Origin of the sequence: Samsonia erythrinae (assembly GCF_004342665.1) — a bacterium.
GTDB classification, from domain to species: domain Bacteria; phylum Pseudomonadota; class Gammaproteobacteria; order Enterobacterales; family Enterobacteriaceae; genus Samsonia; species Samsonia erythrinae.
This window is the reverse complement of the sequence record NZ_SMBY01000001.1, coordinates 776,948-800,809: the sequence shown is the minus strand read 5'-3', so window position 1 is coordinate 800,809 and position 23,862 is coordinate 776,948. Positions and strand designations below refer to the sequence as shown.

Here is a 23,862-nt window from a genome sequence, read left to right as displayed (position 1 = left end):
ATTACGCCAAAATTTCGCGGGAATACGCCAACGCACGCGCAATCACTTCGTCGATTGTCATCTCCGTTGAATCCAGTATCAGCGCGTTTGCCGCTGGCACTAACGGAGCAACAGGACGGTTGCGATCGCGCTCGTCCCTTTCTTTTATCTCAGACAAAAGACGTTCAAAGTTAACACTAAAGCCTTTCGCCTGCAACTGTAGCATGCGACGTTGCGCACGTTCTTCCGCGCTGGCATCCAGGAATATCTTCACTGGCGCATCAGGAAACACCACGGTTCCCATATCTCGGCCATCGGCAATCAACCCCGGCGCCTCCCGAAACGCGCGTTGCCGTCGCAACAGCGCCTCACGAACGCGGGGAAAAGCCGCCGCCTGAGATGCCGTATTGCCTACCGTTTCAGTGCGGATTTCATGGCTGACATCTTCACCTTCCAGAATGACCTTCAACTGCCCGTCTTCCGCCACAAAACGCACATCGAGATGAGAAGCAAGGGGAACCAGCGCTTCTTCCGAGCCGATATCCACATGATGGTGTAGCGCCGCCAGCGCCAGAACGCGATAGATGGCCCCTGAGTCCAGCAGGTTCCATTGTAAAGCCTCAGCCAACGCCTTACACAAGGTGCCTTTGCCTGCGCCGCTCGGTCCGTCAACCGTAATTACCGGTGCCATCACCGTCATTTCTCTCTCCTTTAACACTGAAAATTCCGCTCACGCCGTTTTCCGGCATCACGGAGATTCATTATACGCATCAAATACGGAGAAAGGTTAATCCAATGCCGGCATGGCAGCAAAATAAGAGATTCTCTGAACGCGCGACGCCATTGATAGAAACGGCGCGCCGCGTAAGAAAAAGGCACGCATTGCGTGCCTTACGAGTCATTAAGCCGGTTCGCTAAGTCGCGCCAGCTGTTCGAAATAATCCGGGAACGTTTTAGCCGTACATTTCGGATCCAAAATCGTCACCGGGGTATCCGACAGCGCCACCAGCGAGAAACACATGGCCATGCGATGATCGTTATAAGTCCCGATGTCTGCGGCGTTCAGACGGCGCGGCGGCGTAATGCGAATATAATCGTGACCTTCCTCTACTTCTGCGCCGACTTTACGCAGTTCCGTCGCCATCGCCGCCAGACGATCGGTCTCTTTTACGCGCCAGTTATAGATATTTCTCAGCGTGGTCGTGCCCCCTTGCGCAAAGAGCGCCGCTGTCGCAATCGTCATTGCCGCATCCGGGATATGATTCATGTCCATATCGATCGCGTGCAGCTCGCCACGCTCACATTCAATGTAATCGTCCCCCCAGCGAACTTTCGCGCCCATCTTTTCCAGTACATCGGCAAAGCGGATATCACCCTGAACGCTATGACGGCCCACGCCGGTGACACGTATTGTGCCGCCTTTAATTGCGGCCGCCGCCAGAAAATAAGAGGCCGATGACGCGTCGCCTTCCACCAGATAATCACCCGGCGAGCGATATTGCTGACGCCCCGAGACAAAGAAGCGCTGATAGTTCTCATTGCGTACGTCAATGCCGAACGCTTTCATCATATGCAGCGTAATATCAATATACGGTTTAGAAACCAGATCGCCCTGAATGCTAATCTGCGTATCTTGCGCCGCCAGCGGCGCCGTCATCAATAGCGCCGTCAGGAACTGGCTGGATACACTTCCGTCCACACTGATATCGCCGCCTTTAAAACCACCGTGCAGACGTAGTGGCGGATAATTTTCCTGTTCGAGATAGTCAATCTTCGCTCCGCCCTGACGCAATGCATCGACCAAATGCCCGATTGGCCGCTCTTTCATCCGCGGCTCGCCCGTCAGCACGATATCGCCATCCGTCAGGCACAAGGCGGCGGCCAGCGGACGCATCGCCGTACCGGCATTCCCTAAAAACAGCGTCAGCGGCTGCGCTGCCGTAAACATCCCGCCCAGACCGGTAATCTCACACACCGTCCGATCGGATGACAGATCATATTCCACCCCCAGCGCCGTTAAGGCATTGAGCATATGGCGGACATCATCGCTGTCCAGCAAATTAGTCAGCCGGGTTTTTCCCACTGACAGCGCCGCAAGCAAAAGCGCACGGTTAGAGACACTTTTTGATCCCGGCAAATTGAGGGTGCCGTTAACCCGCTTGATGGGATGTAGGGTAAGGGATTCCTGCATGTGAAGCCTATTCTTTAAACGTGGACATAAAAACCCCGGACTGCCCGGGGTTAGCAAAACAAACGGTAGGATCGATGTTGATTAACCGTGGCGACGCGCGAAGTCGGCCATAAATTCAGTCAGCGCTTTCACGCCTTCCAACGGCATGGCGTTGTAGATGGAAGCGCGCATGCCGCCTACCACGCGATGGCCTTTCAGCGCATGCAGACCCGCCGCGACCGACTCTTCCAGGAAGACGTTATCCAGCGCGGGATCCACCAGCAGGAACGGGACGTTCATGCGCGAACGGTTCGCCACCGCGACGTCATTGCGGTAAAAATCACTCGCGTCAATCGCGTGATACAACAGGTCGGCTTTCTCCTGATTACGCTTTTCCATCTCAGCCAGACCGCCCTGCTCTTTCAACCACTTGAACACCATGCCGGACAGATACCAGGCAAACGTCGGCGGTGTGTTAAACATCGAATCGTTATCCGCCAGAATCTGATAATCCAGAATCGATGGCAGCTCACGACGCGCTTTACCCAGCAAATCCTCACGCACGATAACCAGCGTCAGGCCAGCAGGGCCGATATTCTTCTGCGCGCCGGCGTAGATTACGCCATAGCGACTTACGTCAATACGGCGCGAGAGAATGCTGGAAGAGTAGTCAGCGACTACGATCTTGTCACCGAAATCCGGTTCTTCTTCAATCGCAAGACCGTCAATGGTTTCATTCGGGCAATAGTGGACAAATGCGGCATCCTCGGACAACTGCCATTCGCGCATCGGTTTAATCGCGCGCAGCCCGTCTGCTCGGGTTTTAACGTCAATAACGTTAGGCGTGCAATATTTTTCAGCTTCCTTAATTGCACTGTGCGCCCAATACCCGCCATCAATGTAATCCGCCGTTGAATGGTCACCCAACAAATTTAATGGCACCGCCGCAAACTGCGCACGCGCGCCGCCGTGGCAAAAAAGCACTTTGTAGTTGGAGGGGATTTTCAGTAAGTCGCGCAGATCCTGTTCGGATTCCGCTGCAACCTGCATAAATTCTTTACTGCGGTGACTGATTTCCATGACCGATGTCCCCAGGCCATGCCAGTTACATAATTCCTGTTCAGCACGTCGTAAAACTTCAACCGGCAGCATCGCTGGCCCGGCGCTAAAATTAAAAACCTGAGTCATTTCCCCTCACCACATCTGAAAATAGCGGTTGTTTTTATCACCGTGGCGATAAATCCTTTTTATCGCCACGGTGATGATAAAAACATCGCTGTTACAAGATTATGGTTATAGCGGAATCGTCGCCATAACCACACTACGTTTACCCTGCTATCGGTTTTATCACTCGACAATCGCGGCTGCAACGCTTATTGCGCTTTCACTCGGTAAAACGCCAGGTTGCGAATCCGGTTCCCACTTTGCGGTCGGTGGATGATGAATCAATAGAGTCCAGACGGAAAAATCCGTATTATGCCGCTTCCGTTAATCTCGACAAAAGTGAACACCATGACACAAACGTTTATCCCAGGCAAAGACGCCGCCCTGGAAGACTCCATCGCCCGTTTTCAACAGCAGCTCCAGGACCTGGGGTTTAACATCGAAGAAGCGTCGTGGCTTAACCCAGTGCCGAATGTCTGGTCTGTCCATATTCGGGATCGCGACTGCCCGCTGTGCTTCACTAACGGTAAGGGCGCCAGTAAAAAAGCGGCGCTGGCTTCTGCGTTAGGCGAATATTTTGAACGTCTGTCCACCAACTATTTTTTCGCCGATTTCTACCTTGGCAAAACGATAGCCAAAGGGGATTTTGTTCACTATCCCAACGAAAAATGGTTCCCTATCCCGGAAGATAACGCACTCCCTGAAGGCATTTTGGATCAACGCCTGAAGCAATTTTACGATCCCGAACAAGAGCTGGGCGCCAGCGATCTGATCGATCTGCAATCTGGTCATGCTGAGCGCGGCATTTGCGCGCTGCCGTTTACCCGTCAGTCCGACCAGCAAACGGTCTACATTCCAATGAACATCATCGGGAATCTGTACGTTTCCAATGGCATGTCCGCCGGCAACACCGCCAATGAAGCCCGCGTTCAGGGGTTATCCGAAGTGTTCGAGCGCTACATTAAGAACCGCATTATCGCGGAATCCATTAGCCTGCCGGAAATTCCTCAGGCGGTGCTCAATCGCTATCCCGGCGTGGTTGAGGCGATTGCCACACTGGAAAAAGAAGGCTTTCCGATCTTCGCTTACGATGCCTCACTGGGGGGGAAATACCCGGTTATCTGCGTAGTGCTATTCAACCCGACCAACGGAACCTGTTTCGCTTCCTTCGGCGCACACCCAGATTTTGGCGTGGCGCTGGAGCGTACCGTTACCGAGCTGTTGCAAGGACGTAGTCTGAAGGATTTGGATGTTTTCACGCCGCCCACGTTCGACGATGAAGAGGTTGCCGAACACGCGAATCTGGAAACCCACTTTATTGATTCCAGCGGTCTGATCTCCTGGGACATGTTCAAGAAAACCGCGGACTATGAGTTTGCCGACTGGCGCTTTTCAGGCTCGACGGAAGAAGAATTCGCTACGTTGATGGCGATCTTCAAGCAAGAAGACAAAGAAGTGTATATTGCCGACTATCAGCATCTATCCGTTTACGCCTGCCGCATCATCGTGCCGGGCATGTCGGATATCTACCCTGCCGATGATCTCCTGCTGGCCAATAACAATATGGGCGCTCATTTGCGCGACACATTGCTGGCTTTACCCGACAGCGCGTGGGAAAAACAAGACTATCTGGCGTTGCTGCAACAGTTGGACGACGAAGGTCTGGATGACTTTACCCGCATACGCGAACTACTCGGCATCGCCACCGGTAAAGACAATGGTTGGTTTACATTGCGCGTCGGTGAATTGAAAGCAATGCTGGCGCTGGCAGGGGGCGATCTCGATCAGGCCTTAAGCTGGACGGAATGGACCCAGGACTTCAATGATTCCGTCTTCACGCCACAGCGCAGCAACTACTACCGTTGCCTGCAAACCCTGCTGTTGCTGGCGCAGGAGCCTGAGCGCGAGCCAGCGGAGTATTACGATGCCCTGACCAAAATGTATGGCCTTGAAGCGGTCGATGCCGCCAGTGCTGCGATCGCTGGCGAAAACTGTTTTTACGGGCTGTTTAGCGTCGATGAAACGTTTGCCTCTTTACCGGCCCTTCAGGCGCTGCTGGCGGCCTATGAAAAACTACAGCAGGCCAAACGTCGCTACTGGCAGGAAAATAATGCCTGAATAATACGGCCTTGCGGCTTTTTATTTAATATCATCAGCGCATTACAAATAATTGATCATAATAGCTCTTTAATTTGTAAGGGCTATTTTATTCTCAGGCGGTAATATTTTTATTTATCTTTAAACCACAATCAGAACATTGTTATTGAACGGTGAAAATTTAATTAAATTACGTCGATAAAGTCGTACTGAAATTCTACAAGGCATGATTTTTATTAACGCCAAATCGGTAGGTTAAACATCCGAAATTCAACTCTTTTTATAAAATTTAAAATATTTTTTCACTTATAATTCATTTAGTTAATGAAAAAACAGCGGCATTTCACCCCTTCCAGCCCTCTGTTAAATTCTGGTAGCATGATCCACGTCAAATTTTGCCGTATACTGCTTTGTTAGTATATCAACGCTGATAATTTCTAAGTGAGAGTTAGTGTGAAAGCTGACAACCCTTTTACTCTATTACTACCGGCTGCCATGGCGAAAGTGGCTGAAGACGCCGGTGTCTACAAAGCGACTAAACAACCCTGGACGACGTTTTATTTAGCGATCACCGCGGGTGTATTTATTTCAATCGCCTTCGTTTTTTATATTACCGCCACTACGGGCACCGCTTCGATCCCTTTCGGTATCGCGAAATTGATCGGCGGCATCTGCTTCTCCCTCGGCCTCATGCTGGTTGTCGTTTGCGGCGCAGATTTATTTACGTCTACCGTCCTCACAGTGATTGCCAAGGCCAGTGGACGTATCACCTGGAAGCAGCTAGCCTGTAATTGGGTCAATGTGTATGTCGGTAACCTGATTGGCGCGCTTTTCTTCGTTGGACTTATCTGGTTCTCTGGGGAACATATGGTCGCAAACGGTGCGTGGGGGCTTAATGTTCTGCAAACGGCGGAACATAAACTTGAACACACCTTTGTCGAAGCTCTCAGTCTGGGTATTTTAGCCAACCTAATGGTCTGTCTGGCCGTGTGGATGAGCTATTCCGGTCGTACGCTTACTGACAAAATGTTTGCGATGATCCTGCCTGTCGCCATGTTCGTTGCCAGCGGCTTTGAACACAGTATCGCCAACATGTTCATGATTCCTATGGGCATCGTTATCAAAAATTTCGCGTCCCCTGAATTCTGGGATGCCATTGGCATCATGCCATCGCATTTTGAACATTTAACCGTCAGCCACTTTATTACCGATAATCTGATCCCCGTTACCCTGGGGAACATCATCGGCGGCGGCATTATGGTCGGTTTAACATATTGGGTAATTTATTTGCGCGGTGGAGACAAGCACCACTAAGGTGCAATCGGCCGCAATGTCGGATTTGAAGAAATCCATATCAAAGGTAGGTGTAAAATGACCGAGCTGAATGAAAAATTGGCCAATGCATGGCAAGGCTTTAGCAAAGGTGAATGGCAGGATAATGTTAACGTACGTGACTTTATCCAGAAAAACTACACGCCGTATGAAGGTGACGAGTCTTTCCTGGCTGGCGCGACCAAAGCGACCTCTGCGCTGTGGGACAGCGTTATGGAAGGCATCAAACAGGAAAACCGCACTCACGCCCCTGTTGATTTTGATACCAACGTTGCTTCAACTATCACCTCTCACGATGCAGGATACATCAACAAAAATCTGGAAAAAATTGTTGGTCTCCAAACTGATGCGCCGCTGAAACGTGCGCTGATTCCGTTTGGCGGTATCAAAATGGTCGAAGGCTCCTGCAAAGTTTATGGCCGTGAGTTAGACCCGCAACTGAAAAAAATCTTCACTGAATACCGCAAAACGCATAACCAGGGCGTGTTCGACGTTTATACGCCAGACATCCTGCGTTGTCGTAAATCGGGTGTTCTGACCGGTCTGCCGGATGCTTATGGTCGTGGTCGTATCATCGGTGACTATCGTCGCGTTGCGCTGTACGGTATCGACTACCTGATGAAAGACAAGTTCGCCCAGTTCACCTCTTTGCAGAGCAAACTGGAAAACGGCGAAGATCTGGAAGCGACTATCCGTCTGCGTGAAGAAATTGCCGATCAGCATCATGCGCTGAACCAGATTAAAGAAATGGCCGCAAAATACGGCTGTGATATTTCTGGCCCGGCAACCACTGCTCAGGAAGCCGTTCAGTGGACCTACTTCGGCTATCTGGCTGCTGTGAAATCACAGAACGGCGCGGCAATGTCATTTGGTCGTGTTTCGACCTTCCTTGACATCTACATTGAACGCGATCTGAAAGCAGGGAAAATCACGGAAGAAGACGCTCAGGAGCTCATTGACCACCTGGTCATGAAGCTGCGTATGGTGCGTTTCCTGCGTACGCCGGAATATGATGAACTGTTCTCTGGTGACCCGATCTGGGCTACGGAATCTCTGGCGGGTATGGGTCTTGATGGCCGCACGCTGGTGAGCAAAAACAGTTTCCGCTTCCTGAACACCCTGTACACCATGGGACCGTCTCCGGAACCGAACATGACCATCCTGTGGTCTGAAAAACTGCCTCAAAACTTCAAAAACTTTGCGGCTAAAGTTTCCATCGATACCTCTTCTCTGCAATATGAGAATGACGATCTGATGCGTCCTGACTTCAACAACGATGACTACGCGATTGCGTGTTGCGTCAGCCCAATGGTTGTTGGTAAGCAAATGCAGTTCTTCGGCGCCCGCGCAAACCTGGCGAAAACCATGCTGTACGCAATCAACGGCGGCGTGGACGAAAAACTGAAAATGCAGGTTGGCCCGAAATCAGAACCGATCAAAGGCGACCTCCTGAACTTTGATGAAGTGATGGAGCGCATGGATCACTTCATGGATTGGCTGGCTAAACAGTATGTCACCGCGCTGAACATCATCCACTACATGCACGACAAGTACAGCTACGAAGCATCGCTGATGGCTCTGCACGATCGTGACGTGTTCCGCACCATGGCATGTGGTATCGCGGGTCTGTCTGTTGCCGCTGACTCCCTGTCTGCCATCAAATATGCCAAAGTGAAACCGATTCGTGATGAAGACGGTCTGGCTATCGACTTTGATATCGAAGGCGAATATCCGCAATTTGGTAACAACGACGCACGCGTGGATGAACTGGCCTGCGATCTGGTTGAACGTTTCATGAAGAAAATTCAGAAACTGAATACCTACCGTGGTGCAACGCCGACACAGTCTGTCCTGACCATCACGTCTAACGTAGTTTATGGTAAGAAAACGGGTAATACGCCAGACGGTCGTCGTGCCGGCGCGCCATTTGGACCTGGTGCTAACCCGATGCACGGCCGTGACCAGAAAGGTGCCGTTGCCTCTTTGACGTCGGTTGCCAAACTGCCGTTTGCTTACGCGAAAGACGGTATTTCTTATACCTTCTCCATCGTGCCAAACGCGCTTGGTAAAGACGACAGCGTACGTAAAGCTAACCTTGCTGGCCTGATGGATGGTTACTTCCATCACGAAGCCAACATCGAAGGCGGCCAACATCTGAACGTGAACGTCATGAACCGTGAAATGCTGCTTGATGCGATGGAAAACCCGGAAAAATATCCGCAGTTGACTATCCGTGTATCCGGCTACGCTGTGCGTTTCAACTCTCTGACGAAAGAGCAACAGCAAGACGTCATTACTCGTACTTTCACCAAGTCAATGTAATTTCCATGACTGTCTGAAAAGACGTAAAATAGAGGCTCCACATTGGTGGGGCCTTTTTCTCACCTCTCGGTCCAGGTTGTTAACCTGTTTTGCCAGCCCGCTATGCAGCCCTTATCGTGTGGATGGCTGGCAAAACAGATTCGACGCAGCATCTGTCACACGGTGTTTCTCTGTCAGAAATCGTTGTCAGAACGCACCCGCTTTCTCATGACTGCGCTCATAAAGGCCGCTATTGTTCGGTCAAATTTGGAGAAAACCTCGCAATGTCAGTAATCGGTCGCATCCACTCCTTTGAATCTTGCGGTACAGTCGATGGCCCGGGCATCCGCTTTATTGTCTTTTTCCAAGGCTGCCTGATGCGTTGCCTGTATTGTCACAACCGTGACACCTGGGATACGCACGGCGGTAAGGAAATCACGGTAGAAGAGCTCATGAAAGAAGTCGTGACCTATCGCCACTTTATGAATGCATCAGGAGGCGGCGTGACCGCATCCGGCGGCGAGGCCATTCTTCAGGCCGAGTTCGTACGCGACTGGTTCCGCGCCTGTCAGGCGGAAGGCATTAACACCTGCCTGGATACCAATGGCTTTGTTCGGCGTTACGATCCTGTCATTGACGAACTGTTGGACGTCAGCGACTTAGTGATGCTCGACCTGAAGCAAATGAACGAAGACATTCACCAGAATCTGGTCGGCGTATCCAACCATCGCACCCTGGATTTCGCCCGCTATCTGGCCAAACGCAACCAACGCACCTGGATACGTTATGTTGTCGTACCGGGTTGGTCCGATGACGATGAATCCGCCCATAAACTGGGCGAATTCACGAAGGATATGAAGAATATCGAGAAAATCGAACTTCTCCCCTACCATGAACTTGGTAAGCATAAGTGGATCGCAATGGGAGAAGAGTACAAGCTGGACGGCGTCAAGCCACCGAAAGCCGATACGATGGACCGCATTAAAGCCATCCTTGAAGGATACGGCCACAAGGTAATGTATTAAATTTCCGACGCGGTAAGTAGCGCCCTAAGCGCGTTACTTACCCGCCGAAACCGAACATTATGCTAGGCAAGATCCCCCGCCGCCTTGATTTTCACCTGTACCGCATTCCCCGGCAGATAAGCCAACGGTATTTCCTGATAGTCGACGATTTCAACGCTACCCGGCACCGCGCCCGTTTTTTCCGCCAGACAAACGGTTTGCTGCTGCAATTCGTTTTTTATCTTTTCACGATCGCTACCCGGCATTTTAACCACTCGCTCAATTTGTGCGCCCACCTTCCCAAGCGCGACGCCAACGGCGTTTGCCGCATCGAAATTTTGTGGGCGCACAACCTGACTGATACCGGAGAGCGAATCAGGCAGTAAAATACTCCCGCCGCCAACCAGAACCGCAGGGATAGGCGCGCCGGATGATTTAATCCGATCGATAGCATCTTCCACCTTATCGATCATTTGACGATATACCTGCTGACAGAACGCCTTGTCCAGTTCAGGGAGCGGCTGGGAAAGTGTCGATGGCCAACGCTCACGATAGAGTTGCAGCATAACGTCGCTGAGCGTCAACGTTGTTCCCCCAAAGCTGAGCCCCTGTTCCAGCAGGCGGTAGCCAACGCTATCCGGCCCAAGCGCGATATTGCCGGTTGGAGACTGCCGCACGCAGGTTCCGCCGCCAATGCCAATAGAGACGATATCCGGCATTCTGAAATTTGTGCGCACACCCCCAACTTCGACGGCAATTGCCGATTCCCGCGGGAAGCCATTCACCAACACGCCAATATCCGTCGTCGTACCACCGACATCCACGATCAGGGCATTGTCTAACCCCGACAGGTGACACGCACCGCGGATAGAGTTTGTTGGCCCGCAGGCCATCGTCAGAATGGGGTACTGCTTCACCATGCTCTCAGACATCAACGTGCCGTCATTCTGGCCAAAAAACGGTGTAGCCTGAATACCATGACGGTTTAGTGCCTGAGTAAAACCACGGACAAAACGGTTTGCGGTGCGATGCAAGGCGGCATTGAGGATTGTCGCATTTTCTCTTTCCAACAGCCCCGTGTTACCGATCCTGTGTGACAGAGATAACGTCACATCAGGCAAGGCTGCCTTCACCCACTGAGCCACCAGACATTCCTGCGCATTATTTACCGGAGAAAATACGCCGCAGATCGCGATGCTATCGACATGGCCGCGCATCTTATCGCAGGCGACCAGCACTTCTTCACGCAGCACCGGATGAATTTCTCGTCCATCAAATTCATATCCGCCGTGAAGCTGATAAAAATGTTCACCCAATGTTTGCTGCCATTCGGCATTCCAACCAAACAGCGGCGGGACACTATCGCTGCTCGGCAAACTCAGGCGCAATAACCCTACGCGATCCAGCCCTTTTCGTTCAACGATAGCATTGGTGCAATGCGTGGTTCCCAGCATGGCATAACGAATGTCCTGTGGTGCGATACCCGAAGAGGCCAATACGCTGGCAATCACGCGCTCAATGCCGCTATAGATATCGAGACTGGTTGGAAATTTGGCCGTCGCGATACAGCGCAGATTAGCATCTAAAATGGCTGCATCCGTGTTTGTGCCCCCGACATCAATTCCGAGCCGGTAATCATTTTTTTGTAACATCGGCAAGACCTTAACGATTGACAAGCTGTTCTATCGGCACAAACTCCACCGGGTAGCCAAAATACCCTGGCCCCGCAACGTCAATCCCTTTCGGCGTCCGCCATTTGTCATTACACGGATAGGCAATCACATCAACTCTCTGCCCGTAACGTAAATGTTCCGTAATAATCGGATGCCCGGTTTCACTGTCTAATATGGAGATCAAATCCGGGACAACGGCCAGCAGATTATCCTGCGTTGGTGTTGCTGTCTGTGATGAGCGGTAAGCCAGCAGGAGTTCATTCTGAAACAGCACGGTAAACGATTCGCCTTTGTCATTCCCCATGCCATTCAGCACAGCCTTACCCCGCACAAAAGCCCCGGTAGTGCGGCGTTCAACGTCAACAATCGTGCCTGATGCAATGACGTAGCCATTAAGTACCGAAAGCAGAGCCTGGACAGGCTGGCTTCCCGAACGGCGTGCCTGCCGCAACGTTTTGCCTACATCCTGGGCTAGCGTAAGCGTCCCTTTGATAGCGCTGCGTTTAAGTTGACGACCGCGCAACGGATAATCACACATGGCGCACGCGGCCCCCATTTGCTCTGCAATCCCTCTGGCCAGCCGCTCTGACCACACGCCATCAATGGGGTTAAGGATAACGGCATTGCCTTTTTCATCCGCCAGCGTATTTGGTGCGGAGTTTAGACCGTCCAGAAAGAATGTCACCATTTGCGCTTCGGGGAAGGCCCGCCCCATGGCATCGCAGTCGATGATCGGCAGGCCTTTTTTTGCCGCAACCACTAGCGGTATTAGCGAATTGATACCGCCGATTTCGATTGGAAATGTTGCCGTGACTGGTCGATTAAGAACCCTTTCCATCTCATCAAATGCCAAAACAAACTGGCTCGATGACATAATTTTTTCTACAACTACCGTCGTTGCGCCTATCATGCTGCAAGACACAAACACATCATCATCTTTAATTTCGTCTAAACCTAATATAAGCACCTCAGCAACATCTTTTAACGCATTTTTCACCATCAAAGTGCCTATATATGGATCTCCACCCCCTCCTGTACCAAGGACAGCAGCCCCTAAAGCGATATCATCAATTGTTTGTACATCTATATAACGTGTCATACTTTCTTTGCCTAAGGTGGGAAGCCCCTGCAAACGAGTTCAATCCACTAGTTGTGGAAAAGTTTATGTGTACCGATATAAATCGCCATGCTGACAACGACGCCATCCAGAGCAGAAATCGAGCTTATCGTAAATAAATCGAAAAAATCAGGGGAAGTTAATAGGCTCACAATACTGCCGAATAACCAGGATATAGCGGCTGCCACATTCAAGAATGGGGCATCGGAAACATTGTTCTTCAAGCGAGAGGATTTAATAAAATAATACTCAACGAGATAAACGCCAGCGATAGGTGAAATCAGTACACCGAGCAGCGATAAGAATTGGGTAAAATTATTGATCATACCGTTATAAGCGAGTCCTAACCCCGCAATAGCCATTAGAACAACCAATATTGGCCGAGAGAACGATCTAATGACGGCAGACAATCCCAAAGAGGCTGAAACAAGATTGGTACTATTTGTAGTCCACTGAGCAAAAATAAGTATCACAATAGCCGACATGCCTAAACCAATGCTGAAAAACACCTCAACCAAATCCTCTGTACCTACCAAATACGTCAAAATAAGTGCAACCAGTATCGTTGAGCTATTCCCTAAAAAGAACCCTAATCCCGCGCCGAGCAACGCATCTTTGCGTGTTTTGGCATAACGAGCAATATCCGGCGACATCACTACGGATAAGATCCAGATAGAAACAACATAAGAGATAGCGTTCCCCATACTGATAGGGGTTTTAATTATTGGAAGCGGGATGTCAGCATGATTCTTTGCAGATAAAATCAAACCTGTAATTATCAACATCAACATCAACGGCACACTGAATACACTCAATTTCCCTAATGCTCTTACTCCCCAAATGGCGGTAGACGTCATTAATATCATACCAAAAACTAAAACCAGGAAGCGGCCCGGTTCGACTTGATAATGTAGTAGCGATTTTTGCAGCATTACGCCAAAGAAATCGAGTTGAAAAGCAAACCATCCAACAAGTGAAACGGCAGAGAAAATCCCGATGATCTTTCCACCTAACCGTCCAAAAACAGAAATACTCAGCAACGTTGTCGATAATCCACATCCATAGCCGACGTTAGCACATAATGCTGCCAAAACGCCTAAAAAAGCAGAACCGATAAGTGTGGCGCTAACAGCCTGAGAAAAAGGTAATCCACCGCTTAAGAAAGCACCAAGAAACAGACCAGAAATGTCAATGCCCATCGCAAGCCATATTAAGGCAATGACATACCAATTTTTTCGAGCCGAAACAGGAACACGTTCATACTCGTAATCATATATTTTCTTAGTCTGTTGTGTTTTTTCAGGTACAACATTCCCTTGAGACATATCTTCCCCATTAAATAAGCAGCAAATAATTATCGTCTATTGTGATATTTTATAGAGGTTGTCTGGTGACGTATAGAACAATAGTATCGCCAGCAAGCTGACGATACTATTGCGCTTATGAGAGACCCTGATGTGACACATAAACCACGCCTTTGAGTGGCAACCACATTACTATGTGGCTGATAGTAAGATAAATGGAATTCATATCTATTAATACAGATATATTTTGATGTTAACATTCAGATATGTAATGTATGCGAAGGGAATGCTATGCGTTTAGATAAATTAGAAATTCGTTGGTTGAAACTTTTTTGTAAAATTGTTGAAAAACAAGGCATTACTAACGCACAGACGGCAACAGGATTGAGCCAGCCGGTGCTAAGCCACTACCTATCACGCCTTGAAGATACCCTCGGACTCGTTTTGTGCGAACGCGGACGCGGTGGATTTGCCTTAACAACCGAAGGTGAGATTGTCTATCAAGAAGCCAAGTCCGTTATAGCTACGCTGGATGATTTTGCAAATCGATTAGCAAGAATAAAACACCAACTCATTGGTGAAGTTCGCCTTGGTTGTCTGGATAATACCGTCACCCACCATCAAAACGTCATTTCTACCGCTATTGGGAAGTTATACGATCAGAGCGCTGACGTTGCTGTAGAACTAGAAATTGGAGATTACACGCCACTGATTGAGCGCTTAAAAAACGGCCACATCGATATCATCCTAAGCGTTTTACCTGATGATGTCCCGCCCGACATCTATTTTCAACCTGTCTTTGTTGAGAAAAGTTATTTTTATTCCAGTTCTGAAAATGCAGCCAGGATAGAAAAAGAGTGGAAAGCGGGCACATTAAATCCGAACAGGTTGTTGATTGGCGGTCATGCGCTGCACGAAATTAGTAAGCAATTAGGCCCGGTAGCAAAAAAAGGCTTGCAAAATACCGCATGGAACGTAGAAGGAAGTTTACTACTTTTGCTAGCAGGCACACACGTCGGCTTTCTTCCGGATCACTACGCTGAGCCTTGGATTAAAAAGGGAAAACTCGCGGCAATCGCGCCAGAGAATTTAAAACTGACCAGCATTTTTTATCTGGCGCGTAATGCGAAACAGCGCCTTAGCCCGGTCGCCGAAGCGCTGTGGAATAACATGGTAGAGGCTGGAAAAACGTCGTTAGCCAGCATTGATGAAGCTAACCTAAGCCGCGGCTAACGGCGTCGGGTGATGATCGGCTTTTCTGAGCAGCAACATCAGGTAGAACATGGCAACAACAGCGATCAGCACAAACAGTAACCGATCGGAGTAGCTCTGCATCAACACTGCCGCAACGCTTGGCCCACACAGACTGCCAACCGTATAGCTGAGGAGCAATGCCTGATTCATCGCCACCAGTTCGTCAGGGCGCACTTTTTCGCATGCCCAAGACATCGCAACCGGGTAAAGCGTGAATCCCGCGCATCCCAGCAGGAACAGCGAGGGCGCCATGGCATAATGGCTGATACTCAACATAGCAAGGCTGCCGACAATCACGATAAAGACCAGTACCCGCAATACTAATAGCCGCCCGTAACGATCGGCCATACGTCCAACAGGCAATTGGCCGATAATACCCGCGCTAATCAGCAACGCCATCCAGTAACCGACTTGCGCGTCATTCATGCCCTGATGGGAAAGATACAAAGGCATTAAGCCATACAGCGAACCTAAAATCGCACCGGAAATCACACACCCATGCACACCCAAACGCGCGCTGCGATATGTCAGCATTTTCCACAAGTTGACATGTTTTTCCTGCTGCTCTGGCGGGGTGGGAAGACGCGTAAACACCAGCGGCAGTATTGCCAGAATCACCAGCGCGACCATCCACGGCAACACACTTAACAGCGCGGTGGGTAACACGCCGAGCAGGAGTTGTCCGACCACGCTACCGAGGTAATAAGCGGTCATATAAGCGGCCAGCAGTTGTCCTCTCTGCGCAGAGGTGCCGCTGCATAGCAATGCGCTTTCGACAGAAACCCAAATTAATGCGCAGCCGACCCCGGCGAGAAAACGCCAAAATAACCAGTTAATGATGTCCGCTGACATACTGAGGCCAGCGAGCGCGACACCAAAGAGCAACGCCGCAAAATAATAACTCCGGTTGAATCCATAACGTCTGATTAATTTACCCGCTATCAGCGTGCCGGCCAGATTACCGCCGAAATAGGATGAACCCACAAGGCCGACCAGCCAGACAGGAAGAGACTGATTGCTCAGCCAAAGGGGAACCAACGTATTTAATACCGCAATACAAATCGTCAGCAACAAAAGCCCGCAGAGCAACAGCAGCACTGGGCGAGAATAAGCAGACATAGTGAAGTGGATAACCAAACAACAGGGGAAAAGTGAGCGCATCATGCCACTGTGTGTACAAAAGTCAATCGGGGTAGAACGCGCTAAAAGTCACTTGCCAAATCATGGATTGAAAGAATTAATCAATCACAATATGACGCTGATGGGGGCTGAAAGGATAAAATGGCTATTCAACTGATTTTTAACCAATTCAAGCTTAAATACCCCGTAGCGTCTGACGTAATTCCTCATCTTTACGATGAAAAAATATTACCGAACGAACGGCGTAAAAAAAGCGCCCTCAGGCGCTTTATGCAGATAAACAAGATCAGCCAATAAATTCCAGCCCGCCCATATACGGACGCAGCACTTCCGGTATTTCAATACGACCGTCAGCCTGCTGATAATTTTCTAAAACCGCGACCAGCGTGCGGCCAACAGCAAGACCAGAACCATTCAGGGTATGAACCAGCCGGGTTTTCTTATCCGATTTGCTGCGGCAACGGGCCTGCATACGGCGCGCTTGAAAATCCCACATGTTCGAACAAGACGAAATCTCACGGTAAGTATCCTGTGCCGGAAGCCAGACATCCAGATCATAGGTTTTACAGGAGCCAAAACCCATATCGCCTGTACACAACAGCACTTTGCGATAAGGCAATTTCAGCAGTTGCAGAACGGTTTCAGCATGGGTCGTTAATTCTTCCAGTGCCTGCATGGAATCTTCAGGACGGACGATTTGTACCAATTCAACCTTGTCAAACTGGTGCATACGGATCAGCCCACGCGTATCGCGACCGTAGGAACCAGCCTCAGAGCGGAAGCAAGGCGTATGCGCCGTCATTTTCAGCGGTAATGCCCCCTCGTCCAGAATCTCATCGCGCACCAGATTGGTTAGCGGAACCTCCGCAGTAGGAATCAACGCATAGTTGCTGCTTTCGGCTTCTTCACTCAAGGGCTTGGTGTGGAACAAATCTTCACCAAACTTAGGCAGTTGTCCTGTTCCATACAGTGTGGCGTGGTTCACCAGATAGGGGACGTAGGCTTCCTGATAGCCATGCTGTTGGGTGTGCAAATCCAGCATAAACTGCGTCAGCGCACGGTGCAGACGGGCAATTTGTCCTTTCATCACCACAAAACGTGCGCCGGTTAATTTCACCGCTGCGGCAAAATCCAGCCCTGCGGCCATTTCACCAAGCTCTACGTGATCGCGCACGGGGAAATCATACTTGCGCGGTTCACCCCAACGGGCCACTTCTTTGTTCTGTGTTTCATCCTTACCGAGCGGCACCGAGTCGTCCGGCAGGTTAGGGATCGTCAGTGCTAAATCGCGAATGTCATTCTGCAAGCGCTCCAGTTCCGCTTTTGCGGCATCCAGCTTTTCGCCTAAGAGATTAACTTCACGACGCAAAGGCTCGATATCTTCACCGCGTGCTTTCGCAGCCCCAATCTCTTTCGATCGGGCGTTACGCTCCGCTTGCAGGTTCTCGGTTTCTACCTGCAATACTTTACGACGTTCCTCCTGCTTACGCAGGGTTTCAACATCGAGCTTAAAGCCTCTGCGAGCCAGTAACTTTTCGGCGACTGCGTCTAGCTCATTGCGCAGTAAATTGGGATCGAGCATGCTAATCCTGTGCTTATGATTATCAAATGAAATGTTGGCGTACACGGCGCATTATGCTGCCGGCTTCAGAAAATATCCCGATAACCTTACCGCAACGCTTAGTTCAACGATAGCGTTTTGTCGGGCTATTTTGATCCTGAGCGGCGAGCCAGGCGAGCTTTTCGCCAATTTTCCCCTCAAGGCCGCGAGATGTGGGTAAATAATAATGCGTATCAGCCATTTCCGGCGGAAAATAGTTCTCTCCCGCCGCATAGGCATGAGGTTCATTGTGAGCATAACGGTACTCCGCCCCAAGCCCCATTTCTTTCATCAAACGGGTAGGCGCATTGCGTAAATGCTCAGGGACATCATAATCCGGTTTCTCTCGTGCATCCTGCATCGCCGCCTTAAATGCGCTATACACCGCATTGCTCTTAGGCGCGCAGGCGAGATAAATAATCGCCTGCGCGATAGCGCGCTCCCCTTCTGCCGGACCAACGCGGGTAAAGCAATCCCAGGCCGCAATCGCGATCTGCATTGCCCGCGGATCGGCATTGCCGACATCTTCCGAAGCAATCGCCAGCAAACGTCGGGCGACATACAGTGGGTCGCCGCCGGCGGTGATAATACGCGCGTACCAGTACAGCGCCGCGTCCGGCGCGGAACCTCGCACGGATTTATGCAACGCGGAAATCAAGTCGTAATAGCGATCGCCTTTGTTATCAAAACGGGCGCTGCGTTCGCCGGCAACCTCTTTAAGAAGCGCCGGCGTCAATACGCGCTGCCCCTGAGCATCGACTTCAGCCATATCCGCCATCATTTCCAGACTGTTCAGCGCCCGTCTGGCGTCGCCATTAACCAGTTCAGCCAACATCCGTCCAGTTTCAGCAGACAGCACAATGTTTTGCCCACCATACCCACGTTCACTGTCGTTCATCGCCTGCTGCAAGACCTGTTCAATGTCTTCTGTCGTCAGCGCCTTCAACAGATAAACGCGAGCGCGCGACAGCAACGCGGCATTAAGTTCAAAAGAAGGATTTTCCGTCGTCGCGCCGATGAAGGTGATCGTCCCGTCTTCAATATGCGGCAGAAAGGCATCCTGCTGGCTTTTATTGAAGCGGTGAACTTCATCGACAAACAAAATGGTGCGCCGCCCGGCATGGCGATTCTGTCGCGCGCGTTCGATCGCTTCACGAATCTCTTTAACACCGGATGTCACCGCTGAAATTCGTTCCACATCGGCCTGACCATAATGGGCAATCAGTTCTGCCAGCGTGGTTTTTCCTGTTCCGGGCGGCCCCCAGAGAATCATTGAGTGCAATTGCCCCGCTTCGATCGCGCGTGGTAACGGTTTACCGGCACCGAGCAGGTGTTGTTGACCAATATACTGCGCCAGTGTCGCTGGCCGCATGCGGGCAGCCAGCGGTTGAAATTCGTTATGCGAAAAATCAAGCGACAAATTACTCACTTTTGCCTCACTGACGCTGATCGTCCAGTGTGACGCCTTGCGGCGGTGTGAACGTGAATCGTGTGGAATCTACCGCGCCGTTCTGTTGATTTTTCAACACATAAGTACTGCGCTGCCCATCTTGTTCGGTGGCAGTAAATTGCCTGATCGTCCCGCTGGCCGTCACGTTAATGGCAAACTGCTTCAGATTGCCGCTCGCTGTCTTCGGCGTCAGTTCAAAATCATCCCCCTTCTGCCGCACATCATACTTCTTCCAGTCGCTGGCATCGTTACGGGTAATGAGGATGAACGGCGTATTCCCTGTCGCATCCTTCAACCAGGTCGCGGTGACTTGCTCGACGAACGGATTGTAAAACCAGAGCGTTTTACCGTCAGAGATCAGCACGCTCTCATCCGGTGATGTGGTTTTCCAGTTAAATAAATTAGGGCGTTTCAGCCACAGTTCCCCCTCGCCTTCCTGCACCGCAACGCCATCGGCGCTGGTAACGGTTTGGCTGAAACTGGCATGGAAACTGTTCACTTTACTGAGACGACCCTGCAAATCTTTTGCCGCATCCGCATAAGCCGCGGTTGAAGTGACGCCCGCAATCAGGCAACTGACAACCAACCATTTCCTCATATGCGTAATCCTTTGAATTTACTAATATAATGAGCCTTATCGCATCGGGTTCCGGCTCTCGGTATTGAGCCTATGTTATCTGACCCCGTGCGGACGGCGATAGACGAATTATCTGCTTATCACCACGTTTACGCTTCTTTGCATAAGGGCTGCCTGCGCAGCCCTTATCCAGAAATCCTTTCAACTCACGCGATGCTGTTATTCCATCGGCGGTGGCGCTAACACCTCGCGATTGCCATTGTGGCCCGGCGAGCTCACAATACCTTGCGCTTCCATTTGTTCTACTATTCGCGCGGCGCGGTTATAGCCGATGCGGAACTGGCGTTGTACGCCGGAAATCGACGCCCGACGTTTATCAACGACGAACTCTACAGCCTGATCGAATAACGGATCGAGCTCCTCATCGCCATCAAGACCAAGGCTACCGCCTTCCGCATCATCCCCTCCACTGACAATATTATCGATATATTGGGGGCGACCACGCGCTTTCCAATCCTGAACCACAGCATGTACTTCTTCATCGCGTACAAATGCGCCATGAACACGGACAGGGATTGAGGAGTTAGGCGCCATATACAACATGTCACCCATCCCCAGTAGTGATTCAGCCCCACCCTGATCAAGGATAGTCCGCGAATCAATCTTACTGGAAACCGTGAACGCAATGCGCGTCGGGATGTTCGCTTTGATCAAACCGGTGATAACATCAACGGAAGGACGCTGTGTGGCCAGTACCAGATGGATCCCAGCGGCCCTCGCCTTTTGCGCCAGTCGGGCAATCAACTCTTCGACCTTTTTCCCCACCGCCATCATGAGATCGGCAAATTCGTCGACCATGACGACAATATAAGGCAGTTTTTCCAACACCGGCGGCGTCATGTCCATGCTATCGCCCGGCTTCCAAAACGGATCGGGAATGGGTCGACCCATTGCATTCGCCGCCATCACCCGCTCGTTATAGCCCGCCAGATTACGCACCCCAAGCGCCGACATCAGCTTGTAGCGACGCTCCATTTCACCGACACACCAGCGCAGCGCGTTCGCCGCATCCTTCATGTCGGTCACGACCTCCGTCAGCAAATGCGGGATGCCTTCGTACACCGAAAGTTCCAGCATTTTCGGGTCGATCATAATGAAACGGACGTCTTCCGGCGTTGCTTTATACAGCATGCTGATGATCATGGCATTCACGCCGACCGACTTACCGGAGCCTGTCGTACCGGCGACCAGCAGGTGCGGCATCTTCGCCAGATCGGCAACGACGGGTTCGCCGGCAATATCTTTGCCCAACACGATTGCCAGAGGCGACGCGTTATCGCGGAATTTGTCGCAGTCCAGCACTTCCCGCAGATACACCGTCTGACGATGCGCATTCGGCAATTCCAGGCCGACATAGGGTTTCCCCGGGATGACCTCGACAATACGTACTGCAACGACTGACAGAGAACGAGCCAGATCGCGCGACAGATTCGAAATACGCGCGGCTTTCACGCCCGGCGCCAGATCCAGTTCAAAGCGGGTAATGACCGGACCAGGAGAATGATCGACGACATCCGCTTTTACCCGGAAATCGGCAAGACGAGCCTCAATCAGCCGCGCAGTCTGTTCCAGCGCGAAATTATCCACGGGCGCTTCACTGGCTGGCGGCGGAGTCAGCAGATCCAGCGTTGGCAGCGGCGTCGTGGGTTTCTGTAGCGGCTGTTCATTGCGTATCAGGAATGGGTGAATCAGCCCGTCCATTGCCGGATGATGAGCAGGCGCCGCATTTTCCCGGGGCGTATTTTCAGCAGGAACGGGTGGCGCCTGTTGGCCAAACGCTGCCGGCGTGTATTCATCTTCCCCGTGTTCACCTGCGCGCATGGGCGGTAAATCGGGCGCCTCTTCAGAAACCGGCGGCGAATAGATCGGCTCAAGGTAAGCAGGAACTGGCTCGCGCTCATTATCAGCGTGGAACGATGTCGGAGAAAAAGCATTATGCAACGCGCCGGAATGAGCGGAAGGCTGCGGACGGGTTACGGCAGGATCTGGCGGCGCCATTTGTGCCGGCATTTCTTCGCCATTGTCAACCTCACTGTCGCCATAACGCGACTGCTGCTGTTCGGCAAACTCTCTGGCTAGCTGAGCCTGCAAAAGCGCATCGTCATCGTCTTCCTGAAGCGGATAATCATCGCCATAGCGCTGACGCTGCTGCGCCAGATAGGCCTGTTGCAACGCTGCCTCCTGCCGGGCGATATCTTCCGCGGTTTCTTCCTGATATGTCTCGCGTTCCAATGCAGTGTCAGCGTCGCCGTTCTGCGCCTGTTGCCTAGCCTGCTCCTCAGCCAAGCGCTGGGATGGCAGTTTGATTCCATACGACGCCAGTTCTCGGCGAGTGGGAATACGAACGGGATTAGGGCGCGGCAGTTCCGGACCGACACCGCGCTTCACCTGCGGGTTATCATCCGCGTCGGCGCTAAACGCTGGCGTAAAGGTGTTGCCTGCATTGAAGCCCGCATCGTGTGCAGATTGAGAAAACGGCGCAATCGGCGGCGCCGAACTGCTGCTATCAGGCGCGTAAGTATCAGTCTCGTGAGCCTGAGGCGGAACGGTATCCGACGTTGGAGGGAACGATTCGGGAATTTCAAACGAATACAGCGGCGGATTCAGCGACGGCGCCGAATCAATGGCGGAAGCCACGGTAGGCGAAGTCACAGCAGGCGATGGGACAGGAGCTTCCACATCAGGTAATGCCGAGCCCGTCGCTGGCATCGTAGAAGAGGATGCCGGCGATGCAGAAACCGGCGCATGTTCAGCAACGGCATCCTGAACCTTGTCGACTTCCGCCACGCCGTTTACGACATCAGAAACTGAAGGCGCGGAGAATAAAACATCATCATCGTCGTGTTGTCGTTGCGCCCGTATCGCATCGGACGCGTCGGCGTCCGGCTCGCTCAATGGGAGAGCCCCATCGCGCGTCTCCGCTTCACGATATTCTTCATCACGGTACGCCTCATCACGGCGCGAGCGATTTGACATAAACGTCAGACAGCCCAGCACGCCGGCGCCGATTTTCTCGGCAATCGTTAACCATGACCAGCCGGTAAACAACGTTAACCCCGCACCCCAGACACACAGCAGGATCAATGTTGCGCCCATACTGTTAAAACGCGGGATCATTGAGCTGCTCAACAGGCTTCCCAGCACGCCGCCGGACGCAAAATAGTAGAGATCGTCAATATTTAACGCGGCCAGTCCGCACGAGGTCAGGATTAGCGCCAATGCCCCGATCAGACGAAGTGAAAAAGTAAAATAATCGATTGTCTGGCGGTTATCCCGGTGACGAAAAGCCGCCCAGCAAAGGGATAACATGATCGGCGGGATGGCATAAGCCAATACCCCGAAAACAAAGAACAACGTATCGGCCAGCCAGGCGCCCGCCACGCCGCCAAGGTTGTGGATAGGTTCATGCCACGCCGTCTGTGACCAACTGGGATCGGAAGGACTGAAGCTCAGTAACGCAACACTGAGATAAACAGCGATAAGGGCCACAACGATCAAAATCGCTTCAAACAAGCGACGCGTCCCGCTGAGTTTTTTCAGGGTAACGTCTTTATCTTCTGTATATTCCTGGCTCAAGAGTCTCTCCAGGGGCCTGTAAAGGTTTATGACAAAGCGCCGAGAAAACCCCGGCGCTGAAACT

16 protein-coding genes are annotated in these 23,862 nt (G+C 51.4%); 5 read left to right on the top strand and 11 right to left on the bottom strand.

Annotated elements, in window-relative coordinates; genetic code table 11:
- Window position 1: 1 nt before the first annotated feature.
- The 3 genes from cmk to serC all read right to left on the bottom strand — a co-directional run bounded on the left by cmk (window position 2) and on the right by serC (window position 3,337).
- Window positions 2-679, bottom strand: a complete 678-nt coding sequence (gene cmk, locus EDC54_RS03560; protein WP_132453256.1) for a (d)CMP kinase — start codon at window positions 677-679, stop codon at window positions 2-4.
- A gap of 201 nt (window positions 680-880) precedes the next feature.
- A complete protein-coding gene (gene aroA / locus EDC54_RS03555) occupies window positions 881-2,170 on the bottom strand; it encodes a 3-phosphoshikimate 1-carboxyvinyltransferase (protein ID WP_132453255.1) in 1,290 nt (429 codons plus the stop codon).
- Window positions 2,171-2,251: 81 nt separating this feature from the next.
- A complete protein-coding gene (serC, locus tag EDC54_RS03550) occupies window positions 2,252-3,337 on the bottom strand; it encodes a 3-phosphoserine/phosphohydroxythreonine transaminase (protein WP_132453253.1) in 1,086 nt (361 codons plus the stop codon).
- 324 nt (window positions 3,338-3,661) lie between these two features.
- On the opposite strand from serC, the gene ycaO reads away from it, so the two are divergent.
- From ycaO to pflA, 4 genes are all read left to right on the top strand, one after another.
- Window positions 3,662-5,431, top strand: a complete 1,770-nt coding sequence (gene ycaO / locus EDC54_RS03545) for a 30S ribosomal protein S12 methylthiotransferase accessory factor YcaO (RefSeq protein WP_132453251.1) — start codon at window positions 3,662-3,664, stop codon at window positions 5,429-5,431.
- Between the two features lie 432 nt (window positions 5,432-5,863).
- Complete coding sequence (gene focA / locus EDC54_RS03540) at window positions 5,864-6,724, top strand: formate transporter FocA (RefSeq protein WP_132453249.1); 861 nt, start codon at window positions 5,864-5,866, stop codon at window positions 6,722-6,724.
- A 57-nt stretch (window positions 6,725-6,781) separates the two neighbouring features.
- The gene (gene pflB / locus EDC54_RS03535; protein WP_132453247.1) at window positions 6,782-9,064 is read left to right on the top strand and encodes a formate C-acetyltransferase; all 2,283 of its coding nucleotides are present in this window, start codon (window positions 6,782-6,784) and stop codon (window positions 9,062-9,064) included.
- Between the two features lie 263 nt (window positions 9,065-9,327).
- Window positions 9,328-10,068, top strand: a complete 741-nt coding sequence (gene pflA / locus EDC54_RS03530) for a pyruvate formate lyase 1-activating protein (RefSeq protein ID WP_132453245.1) — start codon at window positions 9,328-9,330, stop codon at window positions 10,066-10,068.
- A 62-nt stretch (window positions 10,069-10,130) separates the two neighbouring features.
- Here the strand turns inward: pflA and EDC54_RS03525 are convergent, their stop codons facing one another.
- The 3 genes from EDC54_RS03525 to EDC54_RS03515 are packed head-to-tail and all read right to left on the bottom strand — an operon-like array spanning window position 10,131 to window position 14,162.
- Window positions 10,131-11,699: a hydantoinase/oxoprolinase N-terminal domain-containing protein gene (locus EDC54_RS03525; RefSeq protein WP_132453243.1), complete on the bottom strand. Its 1,569-nt coding sequence runs from the start codon at window positions 11,697-11,699 to the stop codon at window positions 10,131-10,133.
- A 10-nt stretch (window positions 11,700-11,709) separates the two neighbouring features.
- Complete coding sequence (locus EDC54_RS03520) at window positions 11,710-12,819, bottom strand: DUF917 domain-containing protein (protein ID WP_132453241.1); 1,110 nt, start codon at window positions 12,817-12,819, stop codon at window positions 11,710-11,712.
- Between the two features lie 47 nt (window positions 12,820-12,866).
- Window positions 12,867-14,162, bottom strand: coding sequence for a cytosine permease (locus EDC54_RS03515; RefSeq protein ID WP_132453239.1), 1,296 nt, complete (start codon window positions 14,160-14,162; stop codon window positions 12,867-12,869).
- 270 nt (window positions 14,163-14,432) lie between these two features.
- On the opposite strand from EDC54_RS03515, the gene EDC54_RS03510 reads away from it, so the two are divergent.
- Window positions 14,433-15,374, top strand: coding sequence for a LysR family transcriptional regulator (locus EDC54_RS03510; protein WP_132453237.1), 942 nt, complete (start codon window positions 14,433-14,435; stop codon window positions 15,372-15,374).
- Here the strand turns inward: EDC54_RS03510 and EDC54_RS03505 are convergent.
- The 5 genes from EDC54_RS03505 to EDC54_RS03485 all read right to left on the bottom strand — a co-directional run bounded on the left by EDC54_RS03505 (window position 15,360) and on the right by EDC54_RS03485 (window position 23,798).
- Window positions 15,360-16,514: an MFS transporter gene (locus EDC54_RS03505; RefSeq protein WP_132453235.1), complete on the bottom strand. Its 1,155-nt coding sequence runs from the start codon at window positions 16,512-16,514 to the stop codon at window positions 15,360-15,362. The genes EDC54_RS03510 and EDC54_RS03505 overlap by 15 nt on opposite strands.
- 307 nt (window positions 16,515-16,821) lie before the next feature.
- A complete protein-coding gene (serS, locus tag EDC54_RS03500) occupies window positions 16,822-18,117 on the bottom strand; it encodes a serine--tRNA ligase (protein WP_132453233.1) in 1,296 nt (431 codons plus the stop codon).
- 103 nt (window positions 18,118-18,220) lie between these two features.
- Complete coding sequence (locus EDC54_RS03495) at window positions 18,221-19,564, bottom strand: replication-associated recombination protein A (protein ID WP_132453231.1); 1,344 nt, start codon at window positions 19,562-19,564, stop codon at window positions 18,221-18,223.
- A 7-nt stretch (window positions 19,565-19,571) separates the two neighbouring features.
- On the bottom strand, window positions 19,572-20,183 hold the full coding sequence (gene lolA, locus EDC54_RS03490) for an outer membrane lipoprotein chaperone LolA (RefSeq protein ID WP_132453229.1): 612 nt from the start codon (window positions 20,181-20,183) through the stop codon (window positions 19,572-19,574).
- Window positions 20,184-20,381: 198 nt separating this feature from the next.
- On the bottom strand, window positions 20,382-23,798 hold the full coding sequence (locus EDC54_RS03485) for a DNA translocase FtsK 4TM domain-containing protein (RefSeq protein WP_132453227.1): 3,417 nt from the start codon (window positions 23,796-23,798) through the stop codon (window positions 20,382-20,384).
- Window positions 23,799-23,862 lie beyond the last annotated feature (64 nt).